At 72.5% G+C, this 23,715-nt stretch carries 22 protein-coding genes; 10 read left to right on the forward strand and 12 right to left on the reverse strand.

Annotated elements, in window-relative coordinates; genetic code table 11:
- Window positions 1–13: 13 nt before the first annotated feature.
- On the forward strand, window positions 14–1,813 hold the full coding sequence (locus ACIO3R_RS13355) for an AMP-dependent synthetase/ligase (RefSeq protein WP_402105587.1): 1,800 nt from the start codon (window positions 14–16) through the stop codon (window positions 1,811–1,813).
- A gap of 156 nt (window positions 1,814–1,969) precedes the next feature.
- Complete coding sequence (locus ACIO3R_RS13360; protein ID WP_385027031.1) at window positions 1,970–2,806, forward strand: aldo/keto reductase; 837 nt, start codon at window positions 1,970–1,972, stop codon at window positions 2,804–2,806.
- 112 nt (window positions 2,807–2,918) lie between these two features.
- Here ACIO3R_RS13360 and ACIO3R_RS13365 read toward each other — a convergent pair whose 3' ends face one another.
- Together ACIO3R_RS13365 and ACIO3R_RS13370 are read right to left on the reverse strand one after the other, a co-directional pair.
- Window positions 2,919–3,824 (reverse strand): class I SAM-dependent methyltransferase, encoded by a 906-nt coding sequence (locus ACIO3R_RS13365; protein ID WP_385027034.1) that lies wholly within the window; start codon window positions 3,822–3,824, stop codon window positions 2,919–2,921.
- Window positions 3,825–3,844: 20 nt separating this feature from the next.
- Complete coding sequence (locus ACIO3R_RS13370; protein ID WP_402105589.1) at window positions 3,845–4,816, reverse strand: AraC family transcriptional regulator; 972 nt, start codon at window positions 4,814–4,816, stop codon at window positions 3,845–3,847.
- An 81-nt stretch (window positions 4,817–4,897) separates the two neighbouring features.
- Between ACIO3R_RS13370 and ACIO3R_RS13375 the strand changes: the two genes are divergently transcribed.
- The 4 genes from ACIO3R_RS13375 to ACIO3R_RS13390 all read left to right on the forward strand — a co-directional run bounded on the left by ACIO3R_RS13375 (window position 4,898) and on the right by ACIO3R_RS13390 (window position 7,935).
- Window positions 4,898–5,764 (forward strand): NmrA family transcriptional regulator, encoded by an 867-nt coding sequence (locus ACIO3R_RS13375; RefSeq protein WP_402105591.1) that lies wholly within the window; start codon window positions 4,898–4,900, stop codon window positions 5,762–5,764.
- A 202-nt stretch (window positions 5,765–5,966) separates the two neighbouring features.
- Window positions 5,967–6,527, forward strand: coding sequence for a TetR/AcrR family transcriptional regulator (locus ACIO3R_RS13380; RefSeq protein ID WP_402105593.1), 561 nt, complete (start codon window positions 5,967–5,969; stop codon window positions 6,525–6,527).
- On the forward strand, window positions 6,524–6,889 hold the full coding sequence (locus ACIO3R_RS13385; protein ID WP_402105595.1) for a DoxX family protein: 366 nt from the start codon (window positions 6,524–6,526) through the stop codon (window positions 6,887–6,889). The genes ACIO3R_RS13380 and ACIO3R_RS13385 overlap by 4 nt, the downstream gene beginning before the upstream one ends.
- Window positions 6,890–6,972: 83 nt before the next feature.
- Window positions 6,973–7,935, forward strand: coding sequence for a LysR family transcriptional regulator (locus tag ACIO3R_RS13390; RefSeq protein ID WP_385027049.1), 963 nt, complete (start codon window positions 6,973–6,975; stop codon window positions 7,933–7,935).
- A gap of 17 nt (window positions 7,936–7,952) precedes the next feature.
- Here ACIO3R_RS13390 and ACIO3R_RS13395 read toward each other — a convergent pair whose 3' ends face one another.
- Window positions 7,953–8,258 carry a 4a-hydroxytetrahydrobiopterin dehydratase gene (locus ACIO3R_RS13395; RefSeq protein ID WP_385027052.1) on the reverse strand — a complete coding sequence of 102 codons (306 nt, stop codon included), beginning with the start codon at window positions 8,256–8,258 and terminating at the stop codon, window positions 7,953–7,955.
- A gap of 50 nt (window positions 8,259–8,308) precedes the next feature.
- Here ACIO3R_RS13395 and ACIO3R_RS13400 point away from each other — a divergent pair, with 50 nt between their 5' ends.
- Window positions 8,309–9,115, forward strand: coding sequence for a helix-turn-helix domain-containing protein (locus ACIO3R_RS13400; protein ID WP_402105596.1), 807 nt, complete (start codon window positions 8,309–8,311; stop codon window positions 9,113–9,115).
- 36 nt (window positions 9,116–9,151) lie between these two features.
- Here the strand turns inward: ACIO3R_RS13400 and ACIO3R_RS13405 are convergent, their stop codons facing one another.
- From ACIO3R_RS13405 to ligA, 5 genes are all read right to left on the reverse strand, one after another.
- A complete protein-coding gene (locus tag ACIO3R_RS13405) occupies window positions 9,152–9,895 on the reverse strand; it encodes a YoaK family protein (protein ID WP_402105664.1) in 744 nt (247 codons plus the stop codon).
- A 125-nt stretch (window positions 9,896–10,020) separates the two neighbouring features.
- Window positions 10,021–12,318 (reverse strand): protein translocase subunit SecD, encoded by a 2,298-nt coding sequence (gene secD, locus ACIO3R_RS13410; RefSeq protein ID WP_402105597.1) that lies wholly within the window; start codon window positions 12,316–12,318, stop codon window positions 10,021–10,023.
- A gap of 32 nt (window positions 12,319–12,350) precedes the next feature.
- The gene (locus ACIO3R_RS13415; RefSeq protein ID WP_402105598.1) at window positions 12,351–12,890 is read right to left on the reverse strand and encodes a hypothetical protein; all 540 of its coding nucleotides are present in this window, start codon (window positions 12,888–12,890) and stop codon (window positions 12,351–12,353) included.
- On the reverse strand, window positions 12,887–13,705 hold the full coding sequence (locus ACIO3R_RS13420) for a rod shape-determining protein MreC (protein WP_402105600.1): 819 nt from the start codon (window positions 13,703–13,705) through the stop codon (window positions 12,887–12,889). The genes ACIO3R_RS13415 and ACIO3R_RS13420 overlap by 4 nt, the downstream gene beginning before the upstream one ends.
- A 136-nt stretch (window positions 13,706–13,841) precedes the next feature.
- Window positions 13,842–15,938: an NAD-dependent DNA ligase LigA gene (ligA, locus tag ACIO3R_RS13425; protein ID WP_402105602.1), complete on the reverse strand. Its 2,097-nt coding sequence runs from the start codon at window positions 15,936–15,938 to the stop codon at window positions 13,842–13,844.
- Window positions 15,939–16,216: 278 nt separating this feature from the next.
- Between ligA and ACIO3R_RS13430 the strand changes: the two genes are divergently transcribed.
- From ACIO3R_RS13430 to ACIO3R_RS13440, 3 genes are all read left to right on the forward strand, one after another.
- Window positions 16,217–17,167 (forward strand): DUF1996 domain-containing protein, encoded by a 951-nt coding sequence (locus tag ACIO3R_RS13430; RefSeq protein ID WP_385027067.1) that lies wholly within the window; start codon window positions 16,217–16,219, stop codon window positions 17,165–17,167.
- A 92-nt stretch (window positions 17,168–17,259) separates the two neighbouring features.
- Entirely contained in the window at window positions 17,260–17,862 is a 603-nt protein-coding gene (locus ACIO3R_RS13435; protein ID WP_385348649.1) for a DUF305 domain-containing protein, read from the forward strand.
- Between the two features lie 73 nt (window positions 17,863–17,935).
- Complete coding sequence (locus tag ACIO3R_RS13440; RefSeq protein WP_402105604.1) at window positions 17,936–18,988, forward strand: LacI family DNA-binding transcriptional regulator; 1,053 nt, start codon at window positions 17,936–17,938, stop codon at window positions 18,986–18,988.
- Between the two features lie 24 nt (window positions 18,989–19,012).
- On the opposite strand, the gene ACIO3R_RS13445 is transcribed toward ACIO3R_RS13440, so the two are convergent.
- From ACIO3R_RS13445 to ACIO3R_RS13460, 4 genes are all read right to left on the reverse strand, one after another.
- Window positions 19,013–21,130 carry a phage holin family protein gene (locus ACIO3R_RS13445; protein WP_402105605.1) on the reverse strand — a complete coding sequence of 706 codons (2,118 nt, stop codon included), beginning with the start codon at window positions 21,128–21,130 and terminating at the stop codon, window positions 19,013–19,015.
- 97 nt (window positions 21,131–21,227) lie between these two features.
- Window positions 21,228–21,632 carry a hypothetical protein gene (locus ACIO3R_RS13450; RefSeq protein ID WP_123464126.1) on the reverse strand — a complete coding sequence of 135 codons (405 nt, stop codon included), beginning with the start codon at window positions 21,630–21,632 and terminating at the stop codon, window positions 21,228–21,230.
- 142 nt (window positions 21,633–21,774) lie between these two features.
- Window positions 21,775–23,220: a gamma-aminobutyraldehyde dehydrogenase gene (locus tag ACIO3R_RS13455; protein WP_402105607.1), complete on the reverse strand. Its 1,446-nt coding sequence runs from the start codon at window positions 23,218–23,220 to the stop codon at window positions 21,775–21,777.
- Between the two features lie 72 nt (window positions 23,221–23,292).
- On the reverse strand, window positions 23,293–23,700 hold the full coding sequence (locus ACIO3R_RS13460) for a YybH family protein (RefSeq protein ID WP_385027082.1): 408 nt from the start codon (window positions 23,698–23,700) through the stop codon (window positions 23,293–23,295).
- Between the last annotated feature and the right edge of the window lie 15 nt (window positions 23,701–23,715).

Consider the following 23,715-nt stretch of genomic DNA (forward strand, 5'->3'; position numbering starts at 1 on the left):
CACTGTCCCACCCATGGCGGCCGCGCCCCACGTGGGCGGGCTCGCTGATGTGGTTTTCGACTATGCCGAGGAGGATCCGCACCGGGTCGCCCTCGGCCGCAAGGACGCGTCCGGGCAGTGGCTTGATGTCACCTCCGCGACGTTCCGCGACGAGGTGCTCGCGCTGGCCAAGGGGCTGATCGCGCACGGCGTGCGGTTCGGTGACCGGGTCGCCCTGATGTCGCGCACCCGGTACGAGTGGACGCTCTTCGACTTCGCCCTGTGGGCGGTCGGCGCGCAGTCCGTGCCGGTCTATCCGACGTCCTCGGCCGAGCAGGTCCTGTGGATGCTCCACGACGCCGAGGTCTCGGCGGTGATGGTCGAGCACGAGGACCACGCGATGACGATCGCCTCGGTCATCGACCAGCTGCCCCAGGTGAAGCGGCTGTGGCAGCTGGACACCGACGCGGTGTCCGAGCTGATCTCCGCGGGCGTCCATGTCGGGGACGAGGTGGTGCACCGGCACCGGCGGGCCGTGACACCCGACTCGGTGGCGACGGTCATCTACACGTCGGGCACGACGGGGCGGCCCAAGGGCTGTGTGATCACGCACGCCAACTTCATGTTCGAGACGGACACCATGGCGTCGCGCTGGGAGTCGGTCTTCCACTCCCGGCGGGGCGACGAGGCCTCGACCCTGCTCTTCCTGCCGCTGGCGCACGTCTTCGGGCGGATGGTGGAGGTCGCGGCGGTCCGCGGCCGGGTGAAGCTGGGCCATCAGCCGGAGCTGTCGGCGAGGGCGCTGATGCCGGACCTGGTGACGTTCCGCCCCACGTTCATCCTGGCGGTGCCGTACATCTTCGAGAAGGTCTTCAACGGGGCCCGCCGCAAGGCCGAGACCGAGGGCCGGGCCGGCCCCTTCGACAAGGCCGTAGACATCGCGGTGAAGTACGCGGAGGCGATGGAGGCGCGGGCGTTCGGGACCGGACCCGGCCCGTCCGCCGGGCTGCGGATGCAGCACCAGTTCTTCGAGAAGGCCGTGTACAGGAAGGTGCGCGAGGCGATGGGCGGCCGGATCCGGCACGCGATGTCCGGCGGCTCGGGGATGGAGCGGCGGCTCGGGCTGTTCTTCGCGGGGGCCGGTGTCACGGTGTACGAGGGGTACGGGCTGACCGAGTCGACCGCCGCGACCACCGCCAATCCGCCGGAGCGCACCCGGTACGGCACGGTCGGGCAGCCGATCCCCGGCACCACGGTGCACATCGCCGTGGACGGCGAGATCTGGGTGTACGGCCGCAATGTGTTCTCCGGGTATCTGGGCGACCCGAAGTCCACCGACGCGGTGCTGAACGACGGCTGGCTGGCCACCGGAGACCTGGGGGCGCTGGACGACGACGGCTATCTGACGATCACCGGGCGCAAGAAGGAGATCCTGGTGACGTCCGGCGGCAAGAGCGTCTCTCCGGGCGGCCTGGAGGAGCGGGTGCGGGCGCATCCGCTGGTGGCGCAGTGCATCGTGGTCGGCAACGACCGGCCGTACATCGCGGCCCTGGTCACCGTGGACCAGGAGTCCGTGGAGCACTGGCTCGCCATGCAGGGACGACAGCAGATGACACCCGGCGAACTGGTGCGGGACCCGGATCTGGAGATGGAGGTCCGACGGGCGGTGGTGGCCGCGAACACGGCTGTGTCACAGGCCGAGTCGATCCGGACGTTCCGGATCCTGGCGCATCAGTTCACCGAGGAGCACGGACTGCTGACTCCGTCGCTGAAGCTGAAGCGCAAGGCGATCGAGACCGCGTACGCGGCCGAGGTGGACGCGCTGTACCGCTGAGCCGGCGGCCGCGCGCACGGCTCGTGGGGAGTGCCCCGCCCGCGGATCCCGCGGGGGGTACCGTTCCGGGAGAACCGGCCCGGAGACGGGAATGTGCGGGCCGTCTTGATCGTTGAAACGTGGAGTCCCACCCCCCGACGTAAGGATCGACCGCTCGTGAGCCAGGTCCCCTCCCTCACCCTCAACAACGGCGTCGAGATGCCCCAGCTCGGTTTCGGAGTCTGGCAGGTGCCGGACGACGAGGCCGCGAAGGCGGTCACCACAGCCATCGAGTCCGGGTACCGGAGCATCGACACCGCCGCGATCTACGGCAACGAGGACGGCACCGGCAAGGCCATCGCCGCCTCCGGTGTCGCCCGCGAGGAGCTCTTCGTGACCACGAAGCTGTGGAACAGCGAGCAGGGCCACGACTCGACGCTGCGCGCCTTCGACGCCTCGCTGGACAAGCTCGGTCTCGACTATGTCGACCTGTATCTGATCCACTGGCCGGTCCCGGCCAAGGACGCGTACGTGGACTCGTACCGGGCGTTCGAGAAGATCTACGCCGACGGCCGCGCGAAGGCCATCGGCGTCTCGAACTTCCTCCCCGAGCACCTGGAGCGGCTGATCGGCGAGACGTCCGTCGTGCCGGCGGTCAACCAGATCGAGCTGCACCCGCAGCTCCAGCAGGCCGAGTCCCGCGCACTGCACGCCGAGCACGGCATCGTGACCGAGGCCTGGTCGCCGCTGGGTTCCGGCAAGGGCCTCCTGGAGGTCCCGACGGTGGTCGCGGTCGCACGGAAGCACGGCCGCACCCCGGCTCAGGCGGTGCTCCGCTGGCACCTCCAGACCGGCCATGTGGTGATCCCCAAGTCCGTGACCCCGTCGCGGATCGCGGAGAACATCGATGTGTTCGGCTTCGAGCTGGACGACGACGACCTGGCCGCGTTCGCGGCGCTGGACGAGGGCAAGCGCCTGGGCTCGCACCCGGGCCAGATGAACATCGGCGCCTGAGCCTCTGCGTTCCACCGCCGGTCCACCCGTAACCGCCGTCCGGCCCCTGGCCGGGCGGCGGTTCGCCGTTTCGGCGGCGGACCCGGGGCCGTGCGGCGGACCCGGGCGTGCTTCAGGCCTTCCGGCCGAGATGGAACGTCCGGGCCAGCAGCAGGAACGTGTCGGCGCGCCGGTGCAGCCCGGCCGGGTCCGCGGGGTCGGTCAGCCGGTCGAGGACCGCGTTGTCCTCGGCGTCGAGCTGTTCGCCGAGGCCCGCGCGGCGGCGGGCGAAGTCGGCGATGACATGGTCGCGTGCCACGTCGGTGAGGGGTGCGGGCAGGTCGAGCAGGAAGCTGCGGGTGCCCTGCGGGGCGAGGCCCACCGCGGTGAACAGGGCGGCCCAGTTCTCGGTCTCCCGCTTGGCGCCGGGCAGCTCCGCCCGCATCCGCTCGAAGGCCTCTGCCTGGATCGCGTCGAGCCGCTCCTCCAGACCGGGCCGCCCGAAGCCGATGTCGCGCGGGAGATGGCGCGGCTGGAGCCCGCCCTCGACGAGTGCGACGGTGCCGCCGGGACGCAGCAGCCCGGCGAATCCGGCCAGTACGGCGCGCTGGTCGCCCATGTGGTGCAGGGCGTTGCCCACCCAGATCAGGTCCGCCTCACCCGCGCGTCCCAGCTCGCCGGGAAGGTCGGCGTGCAGGGTGGTGACGCGGTCGGCGAGCCCGAGCCGCTTCGCGCGGTCGCGGGTGCGTTCCAGCAGGGCCGGGGTGCCGTCGACGGCGACGACCTCGGCCTCCGGGAACACCTCGGCGAGCAGGCAGGCGATGACACCCGGTCCGCTGCCGATGTCCAGGACGCGGCGGACCTTCGGGGCGTCGGGCAGAGCGGCGATCCAACGGGCCGCCTCCGTGTACTGCCCGGCGCTGAGCTCGGCGTTCTGTTCCAGCAGGGGGCCCATGACGTCCCAGTCGGGATCGGCGGGGTCGTGGTGGTGGCCGTGGCTGCTGTCGTGGTGATGACCGTGACCGGTGTCGTTGCTCATGCGGACAGCCTCACCACACATCAAGCCACAGGCAAACTTTCTTGCCGATCCGGCAAGCCGCGGCCGTTGCGGTAGTCCTGCGGGCCGACGCCGCGGACCCGTTTGAAAGCGGTGCTGAAGGCGAACGCCTGGCTGTAGCCGACCTTCCGGGCCACCGCCTCCACCGTCGCGTCCGTCTCCCGCAGCAGATCCGCCGCGACGGCCAGGCGCCAGCCCGTCAGATACGTCATCGGGGGCTCCCCCACCAGCTCGGTGAAGCGCCGGGCGAGACCGGCCCGGGAGACCCCGGTCCGGTCGGCCAGGGCAGCGACCGTCCAGGGGCGGGCCGGCTCGTTCTGCAGCAGCCGCAGCGCCCGTCCGACAACCGGGTCGCCCATGGCCCGGTACCAGCCGGGGGCCTCGGCGCCGGGCCGGGAGAACCAGTCGCGCAACGCGTCGATCAACAGCAGGTCGAGCAGCCGGTCCAGCACCACGCTCTGCCCCGGCTCGTCCCTGGCGATCTCGGTGTCGAGCAGCGTCAGCAGCGCGCTTCTCCGGCCGTCGCCGGGGAGGAGGAGCAGTGCGGGCAGCGCGTCGAGGAGCCGTCTGCTGATCTCGCCGTCCAGCAGATAGGTGCCGACGAGCATGGTCGCGGCGCCGTCCGGCGCGTTGCCCCAGGTACGTACGCCCAAGTGCATGGACTGGGAGAGCGGTTCGCCGCGCAGGGTGGTGCAGGTGCCGCCCGGCCCGATCCGGCTCTGCGGCGCGGTACCGGGCAGGTCCGCGACGGTGTACGGCTCCGGGCCGCGTGCGATGGCCAGGTCACCGGGGCGCAGCAGCACCGGTTCGGCGTCTTCCGCGGGGACGATCCAGGCCTCGCCCGCGGTCATGGACATCAGACAGAGCGGGGCCCGGTCCTCGATCCGTACGGACCACGGCGGTTCCATCACCATCCGCAGCAGGAAGGCCCCTCTGGCCCGCGGCCCGTCCAGAAGTCCGGCAAGTGCGTCCATGGGCAGCAGCGTAGACGTTCGCGCAGGGAGCTGAGCGGCTCAGGGATGGAACGGGCGGGACCGTACGGCGAGCCTTGGACCATGACAGAGGACATGGCGAACCAGCAGCAGGAGACCCGCACGGCCGGCCCGGTGCTGGTGACGGGCGGGACGGGCAAGACGGGCCGCCGGGTGGTGGAGCGGCTCGCCGCGCGCGGGGTGCCGGTGCGGGCCGGGTCACGCGGCGGTGAGGTGCGCTTCGACTGGGCGGACGAGTCGGGCTGGGAAGCAGCGCTGCGGGGTGCGGAAGCGGCGTACATCGCGTACTACCCCGATCTGGCGGCGCCCGGCGCCCCGGAGGCGATGGCGGCCTTCGGGCGGATCGCGCGGGACTGCGGGGTGCGGCGGCTGGTGCTGCTGTCGGGGCGCGGCGAGCCGCGGGCGGTGGTCGCGGAGGAGGCGCTGCGCGCGGCGGCCGGGAACGCAGAACTCACCGTCGTGCGCTCGGCGTTCTTCGCGCAGAACTTCAGCGAGGGCGCCCTGCTCGACGGTGTGCTGGGCGGCGAGCTGGTGTTCCCCGCCGGCTCCACCGCCGAGCCGTTCGTGGACACCGGGGACGTCGCCGACGTGGTGGTCGCGGCGCTGTGCGGGGAGGACGGCGCGGGGCAGGTGCACGAACTGACCGGCCCCAGACTGCTGACCTTCGCAGAGGCGGCCTCCGAGATCACCCGGGCGGCCGGGCGCGACGTGCGCTACGTCCCGGTGACCGGCCCCGCGTACGCGGCGATGCTGGCGGGGTACGGCGTGCCGGAGGCCGAAGCGGGCTTCCTGGCAGAGCTGTTCGCGATGCTGCTGGACGGGCACAACGCCACGGTCACGGAGGGCGTCGAGCAGGCCCTGGGGCGCGCCCCGTCGCCGTTCACCGCCTTCGCCGCCGAGGCCGCGCGCAGCGGGGCCTGGGACGCGTAAGCCGGGTGACGCGGGGCGTCGGGCGCGGGGGTCGGGATCAGGCGGCGCACCGCGCCGGCACGGCACGGCGGCCGTGCCCGTGTCGCCGAGGTCTCGGCCGGCACATCCCTTGCGCACGCCGGGCCCACGCCCTACTATCCCGAACATGTTCACTGAACGCGTTCAGTCAAGGGCTGAGCAACGGAGGGCGACGCGGAGCAAGGTGCTGTCATCGGCCGAACGGCTCTTCCGCGAGCAGGGGTTCGGCTCCAGCACGATCCGTCAGATCGCCACCGACGCCGAGGTGAGCACCGGCACCGTGATGTCGGTCGGCGACAAGGACGCACTGCTCGTCGCCATCTTCGACACCTGGATCGCCGCCGTGCACCACGGCCGGGAGGGCCGGCACGAGCGGGGCGACGCGACCCCGCTGTCCGCCGACGCGGCGGCCCGACAGGTCATGGATCTCGTCGAACCCTTCATCACCTACTTCGCCCTCGACCTCGAACTGTCCCGGGAGTACGCCGCGGTCATCGTCCGCGGCACCCATGCGTCAGAGGTCTTCCAGGCCCTGGCCCAGGCCTTGCTCACCGAACTCGAAACCCTGCTGGCCCGCACGCCGCGCACCGCCGCCGGGGCGGGCGCCGGTGCGCGCACCCTCTACTTCGCCTACCTGGGCATCCTCATGACGGTCGGCAACGGCGCTCTCGACCAGCGGGCGGCCATCGCCCAGTTCCAGGAAGTCATCCATTTCGTCGTCCACCACGAAGGAACCCAACGATGATCAGTACTCCCGACCCCTGGTGGCCGACCGCGCTGCTCGCCGCGGTGCTGTTCTGCGACGCGCTCCTGTCGGTGCGTCCCCCGATGTTCATTCAGCAGTGCCTGGACGGGGTGCGCTTCCCCCGGGACTGGTGGTGGGTGCTGGTGGCCGTCAAGCTCCTGGCGGCGGCAGGGCTGGTCGCCGGACTCCGGTACGCGGGTGTCGGTGTGACGACCAATGTCGCGGTGATCGCCTACTTCGTGTGCGCCGCCTACGCCCACTACCGGGCGCGGTACCTCAAGCAGGAGTTCTGGCTGAACTGCCTGGGCATGCTCGCGCTGTCGACAGCCGTCCTGTTCCTGTCGCACACCTCCGCGCTCTGACCGGGGCCGCCCCCGGAAGCCATGGAGGCCGGGCCCATCCGGTCGCGATTGCCAGCGAGCCACCTGGGCCATAACTTGCGCTTATGGAGCTGGAGTTGCGCCATCTGCGAACCGTCCGTGCCATCGCCGACACCGGAAGCCTCACCAAGGCGGCCGCCGCGCTCGGGCTCGCGCAGCCCGCCCTGAGCGCGCAGCTGCGGCGGATCGAGAAGGCGCTCGGGGGCCCGTTGTTCGACCGCGACCACATGGGGGCGCGGCCGACGCCCCTGGGTGAGCTGGTGCTGGAGCGGGCCCGGGTGGTGCTGCCCGCGGTCAGCGAGCTCCAGGAGGAGGCGGTGCGGTTCGCCAACGCGCGGGGGGCCATGGAACGGTTCCGGCTCGGCGGCACCCACGGACCGCTGCTCGGCGGTCTCGTCGACCGGCTGGCCGAGGCGCACCCGGCCGCGCTGGTGTCCACGTACACCTCCTGGTCGGTGGCCGAGCTGGCTGCCCAACTGTTCGACGGACGGCTGGACTTCGCGCTCATCGGCGCGTGTGGCGAGAGTTCGCCGCCGATCGCGGACCGGCTGACGTGGGAGGTCGTCGGGATCGATCCGGTCTTCGTGATGCTGCCGGAGAGCCATCCGCTGGCCGGGGAACCCGAGCTGGAGCTCTCCGCGCTGGCGGACGAGTGCTGGACCGACGTGCCCGGCGAGGGCTGCTTCGCGGACTGTTTCGTGGCCGCCTGCGCGCGGGCGGGCTTCAGCCCGGCGTCGGTGTACGAGACGGACACCGCGTCCGTCGTCCATCTGGTGCAGGTGGGGCGTGCCGTCGGGCTGTGCCGGGCGACGTTCCCGCCGACGCCCGGCGTGGTGACCCGTCCGATCACCGGGTCACCGCTGACCTGGCGCCATCTGCTGGGCTGGCATCCGCGCTCGGCGGCCGCGTCGGCGGCGGCCGGATCGGTGAGCGGACACACCCGGGCGGCGTACGCCGAGGCGGTGGAGCGCAGCGACAGCTGCACGCGCTGGCTGGCCGCGCATCCCCGCTTCGGCGCGACGCCCTGACGGTCCGTCGGCCGCGTCTACCGCGCGCCGTGGCCCGGGGCGACGGCCGCCACCCTGGCGGCGAGGGTCAGGTCCTGCTCGGTGACCTTCCCGCCCGCGTCGTGGGAGTTCACCGAGAGCGCGACGGTGTCGTACCCGAGCGTCAGATCGGAGTGGTGGTTCAGCTCGTCCTGGATCTGGGCGACATGGACGGTGAGCCCGGCGGCGGCGAAGTGCGTCGGGAGCCGGTAGGTGCGGGTGATGCGGTCCCCGTCCAGCGTCCAGCCGGGCAGTTCGCGCAGCCGGTTCTCGATCTCGTTCTGCGGCAGCGGTGCGGCGGGCATGCGGTGACTCCCTCGTTCATGGTCGGTACCGGTGACGTTACGGTCTCCGTATGACAACTGTCGCGCTTGACACGGGGGTAGGGCCGCTGCTGCGCAGCTGGCGGGAGCGGAGCCGGATCAGCCAGCTGGAACTCGCGTTGCGGGCCGACTCCTCGGCCCGGCACATCTCCTTCATCGAAACGGGCCGGGCCCGCCCCAGCGAGGAGATGGTCCTGCGGCTGGCGGAGCACCTGGACGTGCCCGTGCGGGAACGCAACGCCCTGCTGGTGGTCGCCGGTTACGCCCCCCGCTACACGGAGACGGCGCTCGACGACCCCGCGATGGGCGCGCTGCGCGAGGGGATGGACCGGCTGCTCCAGGGGTACGACCCGTATCCGGCGCTCGTCGTGGACGGCATGTACAACGTGGTGGCGGCCAATCAGGGGATCGTCCGGCTGACGGAAGGGGTGGCGGAGCACCTGCTCGCCCCGCCGCTGAACGCGATGCGCCTCACCCTGCACCCGGAGGGGCTGGCCCCCCGGATCCGCAATCTGCGGGAGTGGCGGGCCGATCTGCTGGCGCAGATGGAGCGTCAGATCGCGCTGGTCCGTTCGGCGGAGCTGCGTGAGCTGTACGAGGAGGTCGCGGGCTATCCGGTGGGGCCGAGGGCCGACGGCCAGGAGTGGGACGCGCCCTCGTCGTCGGTGCCGTTCGCGCTGCCGCTGCTGATCGAGCAGGACGGGCGGCTGCTCTCCTTCGTCTCGTCCATCGCCACGTTCAACACACCGATGGACGTGACGGTCGCGGAGCTGGCCATCGAGACGTTCCTGCCCGCCGACGCGGAGACCGCGGCGTATCTGCGGTCGCTCGTTCCCTGAAGCTGTCCGTCGGTGACCGCTCGCTCCCCCTGCCCGTCATTTCTTGACGACGGGCCGGGTCCACGGGCCGTCCGCCCGCGCCAGGACCTGCGCGGCCAGGCACACCACCGCGAGGATCGCCACGGCCAGGACCAGCGGCAGGGTGGGATGTCCGTGCAGCACGGCGACCGCTCCGACCAGGGCACCGACGAGCATGGCGGCGGCCGAGAGGATCCGGCGGCCGGCCCTGCTGCCACCGCCCCCCGCGAGCCGTCCGTCGGAGGCGATGCCGGTGATGGTCAGGGTCAGCACGGTGGTGGTGAGGTCGGGTACGGCGAGCGCCCGCGAGACGGCGTTCTGCACACCCAGGCCCAGGGCGAGGAGCACGATGAGGGCGAACCGCACGCCGCCGTCGTACGGGCTGCCGGAGATCAGCGTGACGACCAGGGCGGCCAGTACGCACAGGGTCTCGACGCACAGCGCGTGCAGCAGCATGCGGCCGCGGTGGGCGTGGGAGTGGTGGACGATCAGGCCACCGGCCAGCGCCCCGGCCGCGAACGCGCCGAGCGCGACGAGCGAGGCGGCCAGGGAGAACCCGGGGGCTCCGGCGAACGCGAAGCCGGCGAAGACCACGTTGCCGGTCATGTTCGCGACGAAGACCCGGCCCAGTTGCAGGTAGCTGACGGCGTCGACCAGTCCGGTGACGATGGTGAGGGCGAGCATCAACGGCGGCAGCGGCCCGTGCCGGTCGTTCATGTCCGGTACGAGGGTGGTCCATGCCTCACGCAGCACGACGGGCACAGGCACGCTCCGATCACGGGGTGGTTGATGAGGATTGTGCCGTTGTGCCCGGTGCGATTGCCATGACCGACGCGCGTAGCCCCCGCGCCGTTCGACAGCGCGGGGGCTACGGGGCGGCGACCGGGTTACACGCGCGCCCCGTTGTCGAGCGGGTCCCGGCGTCCGGCGCCGGACTTGCCGCGCGGGGCGCTCTTGCGGACGGGCGGCGGGGCCTTGCTGCCGCGCTCCAGGAGAAGTGCGGCCGGTACCGCGGTCATGACCGAGGAGTACGTCCCGACGACGATGCCGATCAGCAGGGCGAGGGCGAAGTCCGCGAGCGAGTCACCGCCCAGGACGGCCAGCGCGACGAGGATGAACAGGGCGCCCATCCCGGTGTTGACGGTTCTGGGAACCGTCTGCAGCACGGCCCGGTTCGCCACTGTCCCGAGCGGCTCCCGGCGGGCCTTGGCCCACAGCTCCCTGACCCGGTCGAAGACCACCACCGAGTCGTTGACGGAGTACCCGATGACGGTAAGGAGCGCGGCCAGGAAGATGCCGTCCACGGTGCGTCCCAGCCAGGCGAAGGCGCCCACCAGGATGATCACGTCGTGGACCAGCGCCCCGACCGAGGCCACCGCGAACGTCCAGCGGAACCGGACGGCCAGATAGACGAGCTGGACGAGGACGGCGATGGCCAGCGCGATCAGGGCGTTGCGCCGCAGCTCGTCGCCCAGGCTCGGTCCGATGAGTTCGTCCCGGACCTTGGTGGTCTCGCCGCCCTCCTCTGCCAGGGCCGCGCGCACCGCGTGTTCGCCGGCGTTGTCGAGCTCCCCGGTCCGTACCGAGATGTCGCCCGCACCCGCCGTGGTGACCTCGGCGTCGGCGAAGCCGGCGCCCGCCAGCGCGGAACGGGCGGTCTCGACGTCGACGGGGCGGCTGGTCGCGTACTCGACGAGGCGGCCCCCGGTGAACTCGACGCCGAGGTTCACCCCGCGCACCAGGATGCCGGTCACCGCCACGGCGATCAGCACCGCGGAGACCATCAGCCAGCGGCGCGGGGACCGCATCAGCTGCGGATCGCGGCGGTTCAGCCAGGTCCGTACCCGGCCGGGGCTGGCGATGCCGTTGATGCCCCGGTAGTCGCCGACGAACTTGGAGCCCGCGGCGATCTCGGTGAGGGCGCGGGCGATGACCAGTGCGGAGAACATTGACGCGAGGACACCGATGCCGAGCGTGACGCCGAAGCCCTTGACCGGGCCGGAGCCGAGGAAGAACAGCAGTCCCGCCGCGATCAGTGTCGTCACGTTGGAGTCGGCGACGGCGCTCCAGGCGTGCCGGAACCCGGCGGTCAGCGAGGTGCGCAGGGAGCGGCCCGGATACTGGGCGTGTTCCTCCCTGGCCCGTTCGAAGACCAGCACGTTGGCATCGACCGCCATGCCGATGGCCAGGACGAATCCGGCGAGTCCGGGCAGGGTGAGGGTGACGCCGAGCGCGACGAGCGCCGCGTACGAGATCACTCCGTAGGCGCCGAGGGCGACAGCGGCGAGCGCGCCGAAGAGCCGGTAGACGACGGTGATGAACAGTGCCGTGGCCGCGGCGCCGATGAGGGCGGCGCGGGCGCTGGCGTCGATGGCGTCGGCGCCGAGCGTCGGGCCGACGGTCCGCTGCTCGACGATCTCGACGGGCACCGGCAGCGCGCCGCCCTGGATCAGCAGGGCGAGTTCGCGGGCCTCGTCGGCACTGAAGGAGCCGGTGATCTGGGTGGAGCCGGAGGGCAGACCGGTGCCGCAGCCGACGGTCGGGGAGACCTGCGGCGAGGAGATCACCTGCTTGTCCAGGACGATGGCGACGCGGCGCCGCTCGTCCTGGACCGGGTGGCAGGCGGCCTCCCCGGTCAGCCGGGTCCAGTCCCGTCCGGCGTCCTTGTGGAAGTCCAGGGAGACGGACCAGCCGGCGCCCTGCTGGGCGTCGAACGAGGCGGAGGCGTCCTTGACCCCCGCGCCGGAGAGCGCCGCAGGCCCGAGAGCGAGGCGGCTCCCCTGCTCGTCGGCGAGCGTCAGCCCGTCCCCGGTCCCGGAGCCGGCGGGTGCTCCGGGGCCCTGCACGGCGTGGAAGGTCAGCTGGGCGGTTCTGCCGATGACCTCGGCGGCCTTGCGCGGGTCCTGGACGTCCGGGAGTTCGACGATGATCCGGTCCTCGCCGGAGCGGGTCAGGGTCGGTTCGGCGACCCCGAGGGAATCGATGCGTTTGCGCAGCACCTCCAGGGTGCGGTCGGTGCTCTCCCGGTCCGCCTTCGCGGTGCCGGAGTCCTTGGCCTGGAGCACCATTCTGGTGCCGCCCTGGAGGTCGAGGCCGAGTCTGGGGGACATGGTCAGCGTGATGAGCACGGCGACGAGCGATACGGCCACAGCCAGAACCGCCCGCACCGTGGTGGCGCGAGTCATGGGATTCCTCCGAGGGGCGCCGGGCCCCTCGGTCAGGGCGCCGCGGCAGGTGTGCGGGACGGGACCGGTGACAGGTCCCACGGCCGGTGAACCGCCTCGCCCGGAGGCCCGCGCACACCGGGGAGCGCCGCGCGGAAGCGGTCGGCGGCGGCCGGAGGTCCGGCGAGGGCGCAGCCGGGGACGGGGTGCGGCAGCGGAAGGCCGGGCGGGCACGGGAGCGGCGACCCGGGACCGGGCGGCGGGAGGTGCTGAGGGGGACGGGGGTGTTCGGCGGCGGCCCATGGCTGGGGCGCGGTCTCCGGCCCCGGCCGCACGCTCCCGGCCGCGGCGCGGGTACGGCTGGGGAGGACGTCGTGGGCGCCGTGGGCGCCGAGGGACGCCGGGCCGGCCGTGGACCGGGCGGGGAGTCCCGCTCCGGCGGCCGCGGGCGCGCCGCCGGCGACGGCGAGGACGGCGAGGAGCAGCGCGGCGAGGAACTGCCGCGCCGAAGCCGCGCGTCGGCGGTGCGCCGGGGTGTCTCGCCGGTCCCGCGGGTGCGCGTCGCCCCGGGCCGCCCCCGGGAGGGGGGTCACCCGGCTCGGCCGGGCAGGGCCGGTGCGACCGCGGCGCGGCGGAGCACGGAGCTGAGGAACAGCCCGGCGCCGCGCACGACCGTGGTCGCCGGGTCGTCCGGGAGCCGGACGGGAACGCCGAGGCGGACCGCGATCCGGTTGGTGACGTCCGGGCGCAGCGCGCCGCCTCCGGCGAGCAGCGGACCCTTGCGCAGGGCGCCGAGCACCGCGCCGTGGCGGTCCTGCTGCCACATCGTCATGATCATGTCCAGGACGGCCCGGACGACGGCGGTGGGCGGATCGCCGGGTTCCAGATCGCTGAGCCCGGTCTCGGCCAGCCGCGCGTCGCGGACCAGCCCGTCGACCAGGAGCGTGGCCTCGGTCAGTTCGGCGCCGATGTCGACGACGAGCAGCGGGCCGCCGTCCTGCGGTCCGGCGTATGCGGCGGCGGCCCTGGCACTGTCCAGGACGATGACGCTCGAAGGGCCGAGCGCGGCGAGGATCTCCCGTGCGGCGGCGCGGTGTTCGGTGCCCGCGAGCACGGGGTGGCTGAGGACGATCACGGTGTCGCTGCGGTCGGCGCCCAGTGCCGTATCGGCTATGCGGCCGAGCATCCGCCCGCAGGACTCCGTGTCGACGATGCGTCCGCGCCGTACCGGGCCGCCCCGGCCGTACTCACCGCCGGGGCCGTTTCCGGTGTCGGCGACGACGCCCTGCCCGGGGACCCAGGCGCGGGTACGGGAGCTGCCGAGGTCGAGCGCGAGCCCCCGGGTCGCTCCCCGGTGCTGCCGGTGAACGGAGCGAACGTGTCGCTGTCCGTCGCGCAAAGAACGCATCGCCCCTCACCCCCGGTCTGCTGTCGCAGCCGTGCACACACCCATTGACCCGCTGATAGCGAGGCATGACCGAGCCCTCACTATGCAATAGGTAGGCAAAGAAAGCCACTCCCACGCAAAATCCAAGGGATGGGCCTCACTCCTGCGACGGCAGGAACTCCTCGACCAGCTCGGCGAACTCCTCGGGAGCGGCGATCCGGATGCCCAGGTCCTCCGCCTTGGTGCGCTTGGACCCGGCCTTCTCGCCGGCGACCAGCAGCGTGGTGCGCTTGGAGACGCTGGAGGAGGCCTTGCCGCCCGCCCGCTCGATCAGCTCGTTCGTCTCATTGCGCGAGAGCTTCTCCAGCGCGCCCGTCATGGCCCCGGTGACCACCACGGTCATCCCGGCCAGCGGCCGCCCGTCCGCACTCTCGCCGTCCACGTCACCCTCCTCGCCCGGCTCCGGGGGCGGGGTCGCGCCCGGCTCCGTCATGTTGACCCCGGCGGCGACCAGCTTCTCGATCAGCGGGGCCAGTTCCACCAGCTCAGCGACGACCCCCGCGGCCTTCTCCTTGCCGATGCCGTCGACGAGCTGGAGCGTCTCGGCGTCGGCGGCCCTGATGCGGTCCATCTCCGCGAAGTACCGGGCGATCCGGCGCGACATGGAGCGTCCGGTGCCGCGCACCCCCAGAGCGCAGAACACCCGCGAGAGCGGCTGGGTGCGTGCCGCGTCGATCGCGGCCAGCAGATTGTCGGTACTGGTGTCGCCCATCCGCTCCAGTCCGAGCAGTTGTTCGCGCTCCAGCGCGAACAGATCGGCGAAGTCGGCGACCAGACCGGCATCGACGAGCTGGACGACCCGGGTCGCGCCGAGGCCCTCGATGTCGAGCTGGTCGCGCCCCGCCGCGTACGAGACGGAGGCGACGAGGCGGCAGTTCCGGCCGCGGACGCAGCGCCAGCGCTGCTCGCTCGTGTCGATCTCGGAGCCGCACTGCGGGCAGGCCTCGGGGAAGACGACCGGCTGCTCCTCGCCGGTCCGCAGATGGGCGACGGGGGCCTCGATGCGGGGGATGATGTCGCCCGCCTTGTAGACCATCACGTGGTCGCCCAGCCGCAGATCACGGCGGGTGATGTCGGCCGGGTTGTGCAGGGTGGCGTACCCGACGGTCGATCCGTCGATCTCGACCGGCTCCAGCACCGCACGCGGCGCGATGATGCCGGTCCGGCCCACGTTCCACTCGACATCGAGGAGCCGGGTGACCTTCTCGACGGCCGGCAGCTTGTAAGCGATGGCCCAGCGCGGTGCGCGGGTGCCGGAGCCGGCGTCGTGCTGGTCGGCGGCGAGGTCGGCCTTGATCACGATGCCGTCGATCCCGAAGGGCAGCGAGGCGCGCAGCGCCGCGATCTCCTCGACCCGCAGCTGGACGTCCTCGACCGTGGTGACGGTGCGCGGCGCCACGTCCGTGCCCGCCGCGGTGTGCACGCCGAGCTCCGCCGCCTGAGCGAGGACCTCGCTGTGGGGCAGCTCGGCCAGCGTGCCGGCCAGCTCGCCGGAGCCGGGCAGCGGCAGGGCGCCGTACGCGAAGAACGTCATCTCCACGGTGTAGGGGCGGTCCTTGGCACGCAGGGTGCCCGCCGCGCCGTTGCGCGCGTTGGCGAAGGGAGCGCCGCCGTGTTCGGTGCGGACCGTATTGGCCTGCTCGAACTGCTCGGTCGTCATCAGGATCTCACCGCGCATCTCGATCGTGACCGGCTCGGCGAGCTGCCCGGGAAGCCCGACGACGGTGCCGATCGCGTGCGAGACGTCCTCGCCCGCCGTGCCGTCGCCCCGGGTGATCAGCTGCTCCAGCCGGCCCTCGCGGTAACGGGCCGCGACCGCCAGCCCGTCGAGCTTCGGTTCGACGCTCCAGGCCTCGACCGGCCTGCCTATCCGGCGCTCCAGCGACGCGGTCCAGGTGACGAACTGCTCCGCCGAGAAGACGTTGTCCAGGGAGAGCATCGGCACGGTGTGCGGCACATCGCCGACGGCCGCGCCGCCCGCCACCTTGCCGGTCGGCGAGTCGGCCAGCACCTCCTGCGGGTGCGCCTGTTCGTACGCGGCGATCCCGCGCGCCAGCCGGTCGTACGCGTCGTCGTCGAGCGTGCTCTCGCCCGTGGCGTAGTACGCGGCGGCGGCCTGCGACGCCTCTTCGACCGCGACGGCGTAGGCAGCGGTATCGGCGAGCACAACAGCTGAGTTCGTCATGCCCTCCATCCTGCCGCCCACCACTGACAACGCCCCGGCAGCGGGTACGTCCGCCGCCCCGCGAACCCCCTCGGACCGCCGCCCGCCCCCGTATGTGACGGCTTCCGTGCAAACCGCACACGAGAGAGCGCTCTCCCGATCAAGAGGCACCTCAACTAGCTTCAAACAGCAGCAAGTTGCACCCCTGCGCACTCTATTGACATGCCCGGGACACCCTTTTACGTTCCTACGAGAGAGCGCTCTCTCGCACGATCAAGGAACCCCCACTTCCTCCGAACAGGAGTGCCGTGCTCTTCTTCCGTCATCGACGCACCGGCGAACAAGGCCACCGCAGACCCCTGCCGCCCCGGCGGTACCGCATCGCGGGACTCGTCGCCGCCGCGCTCGCCCTGTCCTTCCTCCAGTCCACCACCGGCAACGCGTCCGCCGCGCCGGACGCGGGCACGAACGCCTCAACGGCCCCCCGGGCCGCCGCGGACGTCGTCCGGGTGGCCGAATTCCTCGCCGAGTGCCCGTACACCCACCGGGCACCCGACGACCCGATCGTCTTCCCGGGCCTGCCCGGCGCCTCGCACATGCACAGCTTCTTCGGCAACGACTCGACGAACGGCAACTCCGACCTGGCCTCGCTGGAGAAGGCAAGGAGCAGCTGCTCACCGGACACGGACCTGTCGTCGTACTGGGTGCCGACCCTGTACGACGGCGACAAGGAGGTCGAACCCACCGGCACCACGTTCTACTACCTGGGCGAAGGAGTCCGGGACGACGTCATCCAGCGGATCCAGCCCTTCCCCCGCGGGCTGCGCATCGTCGCGGGGAACGCGAAGGCGACCGGTCCCGACGACAACACGATCTCGCGCTGGTCCTGCCTTCACCACGGCGAGGTCAACCCGTCGCACGACTTCGTGAACTGCCCGGCGGACGCGATGCTGGAGTCGTACCTGGACTTCCCGCAGTGCTGGAACGGCAGGGATCTCGACTCCGCCGACCACAAGAGCCACATGGCGTATCCGGTCAACGGCGCGTGCCCGTCGACCCACCCGGTCCCGGTGCCCAAGCTCCGTCAGGTGCTCCGTTACCCGGTCAACGGCGATCCGGCCCGATTCCGTCTGGCGTCAGGTCCCGGCTACACCATGCACGGTGACTTCTTCAACGTGTGGCCCGAGGCCGAGATGGCCCAGCGGGTCCGCGACTGCATCAACGCCATCGTGAAGTGCGGGGCCGACGGCACCCCCTGACCGGCCACTGCCCACCGGAGAGCGGCCGTTGTCCGTCCGACGCCTGTCCGGGGCCCCGCGCCCCGGGCGGGCCTTCCCCCGAGGATCTCGTCATGAAGGCGGCCCGCAGCACCGCAGCGCTCTCCCTGCTCCTCCTCCTGGCCGGGTGCGCGGCCCCGGCGGACACGGAGCGCCCTGCCGCACCGGCCCCCTCGGCGTCTGCCGCACCCCCCACCACCGCGGCCCCGGCCCCGGCCGATCCGACCGATGCCGCCTGGGCCCAGCTGATGACCCCGATGAACGAGCAGGCCGTGGCGCTGCTGTCGCTCGCCGGGCAACGCGCCGGCGATCCGCGGGTGCGGCGCTGGGCGGCCGGACTCCGTACCGCGCAGACCGGCGAACTCGACCGGCTGCGCCCGCTGCTGGCCCGGATGGGGCTGCCGGACACCAATGTGCACGAGGGGCACGACATGCCGGGGATGGTGACGGAGCGCGTCCTCGAACAGGCCCGCGCCGTCGAGGGCCGTGCGTTCGACCACCTCCTCACGGCCCGGATCCGTGACCATCTGCGCCAGTCCGCCCAGGTGTCGCGCTCCGAGACGGAGTCCGGGACCCGGCCCGACGCCAAGCGGCTCGCCACGGCCCTGGTGACGGCGCGCAAGGCCGAACTCGCCGAACTCGGCCTGCTCACGGACCCGTCGGGGAGCGCCGGCTGACGCCCCGCCCCGCGCGGCCCCGGGGCTCCGTACTCGTTTCCGGACCGGTCGTACCCCCCGGTATAAAGGCTGCATGACTGCCGACGCACCGCTGCCCGCCCGCCCCGCCACCTTGGAGGACGTGGCCGGTGTGGCGGGAGTGTCCCGGGCCACGGTCTCCCGGGTGATCAACGGTGCGACGACCGTGGACCCGGCGCTGCGCCGGATGGTCGAGGAGGCCGTGAACGCCACCGGGTACGTGCCCAACCGCGCCGCCCGTTCGCTGGTGACCCGGCGCACCGACTCGGTCGCGCTCGTCGTCTCGGAGCAGGAACGGCGCCCGGTCTCCGAGCCGTTCGTCGGCCGGATGTTCTCCGATCCGTACTTCGGGCGGGTGGTCAGCGGGCTCCTCGAAGTACTGCGCCCGGCCGGCATCCAGCTGGTGCTGATGCTGGCCGACGACCGGCCTTCCCGCGACCAGTTGCTGTCGTACCTGCGCCACGGCCATGTCGACGGCGTGGTGCTGATCTCCTCGCACGCGGACGATCCGCTGCCGGGGCTGCTGCACGACACCCGGCTGCCCGCCGTGCTCGCGGGAGAGCCCCGCCGGCCCACCCCGCTCACCTATGTCGAGGCCGACCAGCGGGCGGGTGCGCAGCTGGCCGCCGACCACCTGGCGTCGCTGGGCCGCCGCCGGATCGGCACGGTGTCCGGCCCGCAGGACATGCCGGCCGGTCAGGCGCGGCTGTCGGGTTTCCTGGACGCGCTCGCGGTGCACGGTATCGGCGACGTGGCGACCGCGGAGGGCGACTTCACCCATGCGGGCGGCGCGGCGGCGATGAAGCGGCTGCTCGGTGAGCGGCCGGATCTGGACGCGGTGTTCATCGCCTCCGACCTGATGGCGCTGGGCGCGCTTCCGGTGCTGCTGCGGGCCGGCAAGGAGATCCCCGAGGACGTCGCCCTCGTCGGGTTCGACGACAGCAGCGCGGCCACGGCCTGCGATCCGCCGCTGACGACGGTCCGGCAGCCGGTGGAGGAGATGTCCGCGGAGATGGCCCGGCTGCTGCTGAAGCAGATCGGCAGGCCCGGTGAGCCGGTGCCGTCGGTGATCTTCCATCCGACGCTGGTGCGGCGGCAGTCGGCCTGACGCCGCCACCGCTGCCGGGGGCGGTCAGCCCCGCGCGCCGGTGCCCGCGTCGGCGCCGTCCGCCCTGTCCCGCTGTCCTACGGGCACCTGCGGACCGGAGACGTCGTTCAGCCAGCGTCTCAGGACCAGGTGCACGGTCTCCGCGCCGACCAGCTCGGCCGGCGGCTCCTCCCCCGCCGCGGCTGCCGCGTCGAGCGGGTCCGTCATCCCGCGCGGCCAGAGCAGGAAGGGCCGGGACTGTTCGCCGCCCAGACCGCCGTGCGAACCGATCTGCTCCTCGAAGGCGTGCACGGTGCCCGTTTCCGGGTCGTGCATCGAGTTGACCATCACGTCGGCGACGTGCGGGAAGGTGTCGGTGCGCCGGACCGCGGCCGCCGCGCCCGCGCCGAAGGGGGCCAGCGGTCCGTGTCCGTCCCGCAGTTCCGCCACCGGGATCCGGGTGCCGCCGTGCCCCAGCACCACCGATCCGTGGGTCTCGCTGCGCACCAGCAGGAAGCCGATGCCGGGGTGGTTGGCGAGCGTGCTGAGCAGCGCGGGGTGGCGGCGGTCGAGCTGCTCCATGGAGGCGCGTCCCGCGATGTCGGGGAAGGAGATCAGGCCGAGGTTGCCGGAGGCGAGAACGACCGGGTCCGAGGGGTTCGCCAGGTTCTCCTGCCGGTCCCCGTCGACCGGCCGGTGGAGCGCGATCCGTACCGCGTCACGCGCCTCGGAACCGCTGCGGGTGCGCTGCGCCCGGCGGGGCACCGGCAGTCCGCTGCCCGCCCGCACCAGGTCCTTCAGCGTCAGTCCGTACACCCCCGCGAAGGTCTCCCCCGGGCTCTGGCCGTGGTCGGACAGGAGCACGATCCGGTACGTGCGCGGGGTGTGCTCCGCGACCTTGACGATCAGGGCGAGTGAGCGGTCCAGCCGGGCGAGGACCTTCTCCGCGTCCCGGCTCCGCGGCCCGGAGTGGTGGGCCACCTCGTCGTAGGCGACCAGGTCGGCGTAGACCGCGGTCCGCCCGGCGAACATGTCCCCCATGACGGCGGCGACCACCACATCGCGTTCGACGACGGTCGCGAAGGCCCGGATGAAGGGGTAGAGGCCGCCGCGCTTGATCCGGGGCGTCTCCTTGCGGATACGGGCCCGGGTCGACTGGCCGATCTCCCTGCCGACCTCGGCGACGAAGGACAGCGCGGTGCGGACGGCGTTGGCCGGGTCGGAGAAGTAGGCGAAGTACCCGGCCCGGGAGCGGCGTCCCTTGCCGCGTCTGGCGGCCATCGACAGGACGAGCGCGAGCTGGTGGGCGCCGCCGCTGAAGAGGTTGCCGCGGCCGGCCCCGTCGAGGGTGAGCAGTCCGCCGTCGTGGGTGCGCGCGACGGCCCTGCGCTGCATTTCGAGGGCGCTCGCCGGTCTGCTGGAGACCATGACGTCGCCGGTCTCCTTCTCGTACCAGCGGAAGGCGGGGACGTCGAAGTTGGTGCCGTGCAGGATGCCGAGCTGGCTGGCGCCGGTCTGGCTGGACCAGTCGGTGCGCCACGGGGTGAGCCGGTGGCCGGCCCCGTCGGCCAGCCAGTGCGCGACGGTCGGCATCAGGCCGTCGGCGGCGGCCTGCGCGAGGACGTCGTGGCCGACCCCGTCGAGCTGGATGAAGACCGTGCCGGGCGAGCCCCCGTCCGCGTCGCCGCCCCTGCCGCTGCGGCGGCGCCGCCGGTCCGCGAGGCGCGACAGCCGGCGGCGGTAGGCGTTGTCGTCACGGACGGCGAGCGCGGTGGAGGTCGCGGAGGCCACGGCGGACATCACGGCCGCGACGACGACCGCCATCTGCGGGTCGGCCGCGCCGCGCCCGTCCGGTATGAGCCGCAGCGCTATCAGCAGCAGCGAGCCGTTGAGGAAGAAGACCAGCATCCCGAGGACCAGGGCCGGCACGATGAGCAGCGCCCGTACCAGCACCGGCCAGACCAGTGCGGAGAGCAGACCGAACGCGCCCGCGCCCCAGGCCGCGGTGAACGCGGTCTTGGTGATGCTGTCGCCGTCGTCCGACTGGAGCTGGAAGGCCGGCAGAATCCCGGCGAGCACAAGCATGGTGAGCGTCGAGACCGCCCACACCACGATCACTCGCATCAGGGCGCTGCCGGCTGTTCGCCATCGCCCGTCACCCACGCCGCTGCCACCTCACGTCCGGGCCCGCCGTTCCGGACCCTGCGCCAGTTTTTCACAGCGGGACGGCGGGCCGCGCCGGGGAGCTCCGGCCGGGCGGTCAGCAGCCGTCGTAACCGGCGGTCGGCATGGAGAGCCTGCGGTGCACGCCGGCTTTGGTGCGGGAGCTGTAGAGCGGCTCGTCGAGGCCGGCGATCTCCAGGCGTACGCCGCGCCGCTCGCACTCCTCGGTGAAGCGCGGCACCGACGCGACGGCCCGTGCGAGCACCCGGTCGTTGGGCGCGACGAAGAGTTCGACCTCCCCGCCCTCGACATCGGCCCAGAGCGCCTGGTGGTCGGGGCGCAGTCCGTACAGGCGCAGCTGCCGGGTGACGACGTAGCCCTTGTCGGCGGCCCAGCGGGCGCACATGTCGTGCTGGCTGCGGGTGTCCACGAGGAACGGGTCGCTGTCGAGTTCCTCCAGCGGCGTGAGACTGGCGATGGCCGCCACCCGTACGTCCCCCATGGCCGTTCCCCCAGTGTCAGGTCGTGTCGTCCGACCCTACGCCCCCGGTTCCCGTACAAGAAGGCGCATGTCAGGACGGGAGGGGGCGCACGGAAGCAGGTGCGCCCGGCCGCCGGGCGGAGGGCGCACCTGCCGGTGGGGGTCAGCCGTCGAGCGAGGTCATGACGTGCTTGATGCGGGTGTAGTCCTCGAAGCCGTAGGCGGAGAGGTCCTTGCCGTAGCCGGACTTCTTGAATCCGCCGTGCGGCATCTCGGCGACCAGGGCCATGTGGGTGTTGATCCACACACAGCCGAAGTCGAGGTTCTTCGACATCCGCATGGCGCGGGCGTGGTCCCTGGTCCATACCGAGGAGGCCAGGGCGTAGTCGACTCCGTTGGCGTACGCGACGGCCTGGGCCTCGTCCGTGAACGACTGGACGGTCATCACGGGCCCGAAGACCTCGTTCTGGATGATCTCGTCGTCCTGCTGGAGGCCGGAGACGACGGTGGGGGCGTAGAAGTAGCCCTTGTCGCCGACCCGGTGGCCGCCCGCCTCGACCTTGGCGTGCTCGGGGAGCCGTTCGACGAAGCCGCTGACCTGTGCGAGCTGGTTGGCGTTGTTGAGGGGGCCGTAGAGCACGTCCTCGTCGTCCGGCAGGCCGGTCCTCGTGTCGGCCGCCGCCTTGGCCAGCGCGGTGACGAACGCGTCGTGGACGGACTCGTGGACCAGGATCCGGGTGGCGGCGGTGCAGTCCTGCCCGGCGTTGAAGAAGCCGCCGACGATCAGGTCCTCGACCGCCTTCGCCAGGTCCGCGTCCTCGAAGACGACGGCGGGCGCCTTGCCGCCGAGCTCCAGGTGGACCCGCTTGACGTCGATGGCCGCGCTCCGGGCGACCTGGATGCCGGCCCGTACCGAACCGGTGATGGAGGCCATCGCCGGGGTCGGGTGCTCGACCATCAGCCGGCCGGTCTCGCGGTCGCCGCAGACCACGTTGAAGATCCCGCGCGGCAGCTCCAGCGACTCCAGGACCCCGCCGATGATCTCCGCGATCAGGGCGGTCGACGCGGGAGTGGTGTCGGAGGGCTTGAGGACCACCGCGTTGCCCGCGGCGAGCGCCGGGGCGAACTTCCAGACGGCCATCAGGAGGGGGTAGTTCCACGGGGCGACCTGGGCGCAGACACCGACCGGCTCGCGGCGGATGATCGACGTCATGCCGTCCATGTACTCGCCGGCCGAACGGCCCTCCAGCAGCCGGGCGGCACCGGCGAAGAAGCGGACCTGGTCGATGGCGGGAGCCAGTTCCTCGCTGCGGGTGAGGTGCAGCGGCTTGCCGGTGTCCCGGCTCTCCGCGGACACCAGCTCGTCGGCCCGCGCCTCCATGGCGTCCGCGATCCGCAGGAGGGCCAGCTGGCGCACGGCGGGGGTGGTGTCGCGCCAGACGGGGAAGGCGGCAGCGGCGGCGGCCATCGCCGCGTCGACGTCGGCCGCTCCGGAGAGCGGGGAGGTCGCGTAGACCTCGCCGGTCGCCGGGTCCACGACATCGAGTGTGCGGCCGTCCGAGGCGTCCGCGGGGACACCGTCGATGAAGTTGCGGAACGTGAGGGGCATACGGGGTAAACCGGTTTCTCTCGTGGTCGGGCGGCGGTGCGGGCCGGGAGGCGGGCGGCGGTGCCGCGCGGGTCAGCCGGCCGTGCGGGCGGACAGGTGCTCGTGGACGGCGGGCCAGCCGCCGTCGTCGGCGCGGGCGAAGACGATCGTCTCGCGCTCGTGGACCGTCTCCCGGCCGTCCTTGGTGGAGATCGTGGTCTCCACGTCGTGGCTGAAGACGGCGGTGGAGCCGAAGTGCTGGATGAGCTGTCCGGTCGAGACGCAGCCCAGGACCCGGAAGTCGTCCTGGTCCACCCACTCCTGCCAGAGCGCGCGGTACTCGGCGGTGGAGCCGAGCCGCTGCGGGGTGGAGTGGAAGACGAAGGTCGCGTCGGGGGCGAAGGCGCCGAAGTAGTCGTCGAGGCGGCCCTCGGCGAAGGCGGCGACGAGCGCGTCGGCGGCGGCGCGGATCTGCTCGGTGTCCCGGACGGGCGTGCTCATGGACGGCTCCTGGAT

It is taken from the genome of Streptomyces sp. NPDC087428 (assembly GCF_044744085.1).
Lineage (GTDB): Bacteria > Actinomycetota > Actinomycetes > Streptomycetales > Streptomycetaceae > Streptomyces.

Bases quoted from the DNA above. Each gene is read 5' to 3' on its own strand.
- ACIO3R_RS13365 (WP_385027034.1), bottom strand. From the start codon at position 3,824: ATGAGCAACGACACCGGTCACGGTCATCACCACGACAGCAGCCACGGC.
- ligA (WP_402105602.1), bottom strand. From the start codon at position 15,938: ATGGAGGGCATGACGAACTCAGCTGTTGTGCTCGCCGATACCGCTGCC.
- ACIO3R_RS13460 (WP_385027082.1), bottom strand. From the start codon at position 23,700: ATGAGCACGCCCGTCCGGGACACCGAGCAGATCCGCGCCGCCGCCGAC.
- ACIO3R_RS13395 (WP_385027052.1), bottom strand. From the start codon at position 8,258: ATGCCCGCCGCACCGCTGCCGCAGAACGAGATCGAGAACCGGCTGCGC.
- ACIO3R_RS13355 (WP_402105587.1), top strand. From the start codon at position 14: ATGGCGGCCGCGCCCCACGTGGGCGGGCTCGCTGATGTGGTTTTCGAC.
- ACIO3R_RS13400 (WP_402105596.1), top strand. From the start codon at position 8,309: ATGACAACTGTCGCGCTTGACACGGGGGTAGGGCCGCTGCTGCGCAGC.
- ACIO3R_RS13435 (WP_385348649.1), top strand. From the start codon at position 17,260: ATGAAGGCGGCCCGCAGCACCGCAGCGCTCTCCCTGCTCCTCCTCCTG.
- ACIO3R_RS13385 (WP_402105595.1), top strand. From the start codon at position 6,524: ATGATCAGTACTCCCGACCCCTGGTGGCCGACCGCGCTGCTCGCCGCG.
- secD (WP_402105597.1), bottom strand. From the start codon at position 12,318: ATGACTCGCGCCACCACGGTGCGGGCGGTTCTGGCTGTGGCCGTATCG.
- ACIO3R_RS13390 (WP_385027049.1), top strand. From the start codon at position 6,973: ATGGAGCTGGAGTTGCGCCATCTGCGAACCGTCCGTGCCATCGCCGAC.
- ACIO3R_RS13455 (WP_402105607.1), bottom strand. From the start codon at position 23,220: ATGCCCCTCACGTTCCGCAACTTCATCGACGGTGTCCCCGCGGACGCC.
- ACIO3R_RS13420 (WP_402105600.1), bottom strand. From the start codon at position 13,705: ATGCGTTCTTTGCGCGACGGACAGCGACACGTTCGCTCCGTTCACCGG.
- ACIO3R_RS13440 (WP_402105604.1), top strand. From the start codon at position 17,936: ATGACTGCCGACGCACCGCTGCCCGCCCGCCCCGCCACCTTGGAGGAC.
- ACIO3R_RS13375 (WP_402105591.1), top strand. From the start codon at position 4,898: ATGACAGAGGACATGGCGAACCAGCAGCAGGAGACCCGCACGGCCGGC.
- ACIO3R_RS13370 (WP_402105589.1), bottom strand. From the start codon at position 4,816: ATGGACGCACTTGCCGGACTTCTGGACGGGCCGCGGGCCAGAGGGGCC.
- ACIO3R_RS13450 (WP_123464126.1), bottom strand. From the start codon at position 21,632: ATGGGGGACGTACGGGTGGCGGCCATCGCCAGTCTCACGCCGCTGGAG.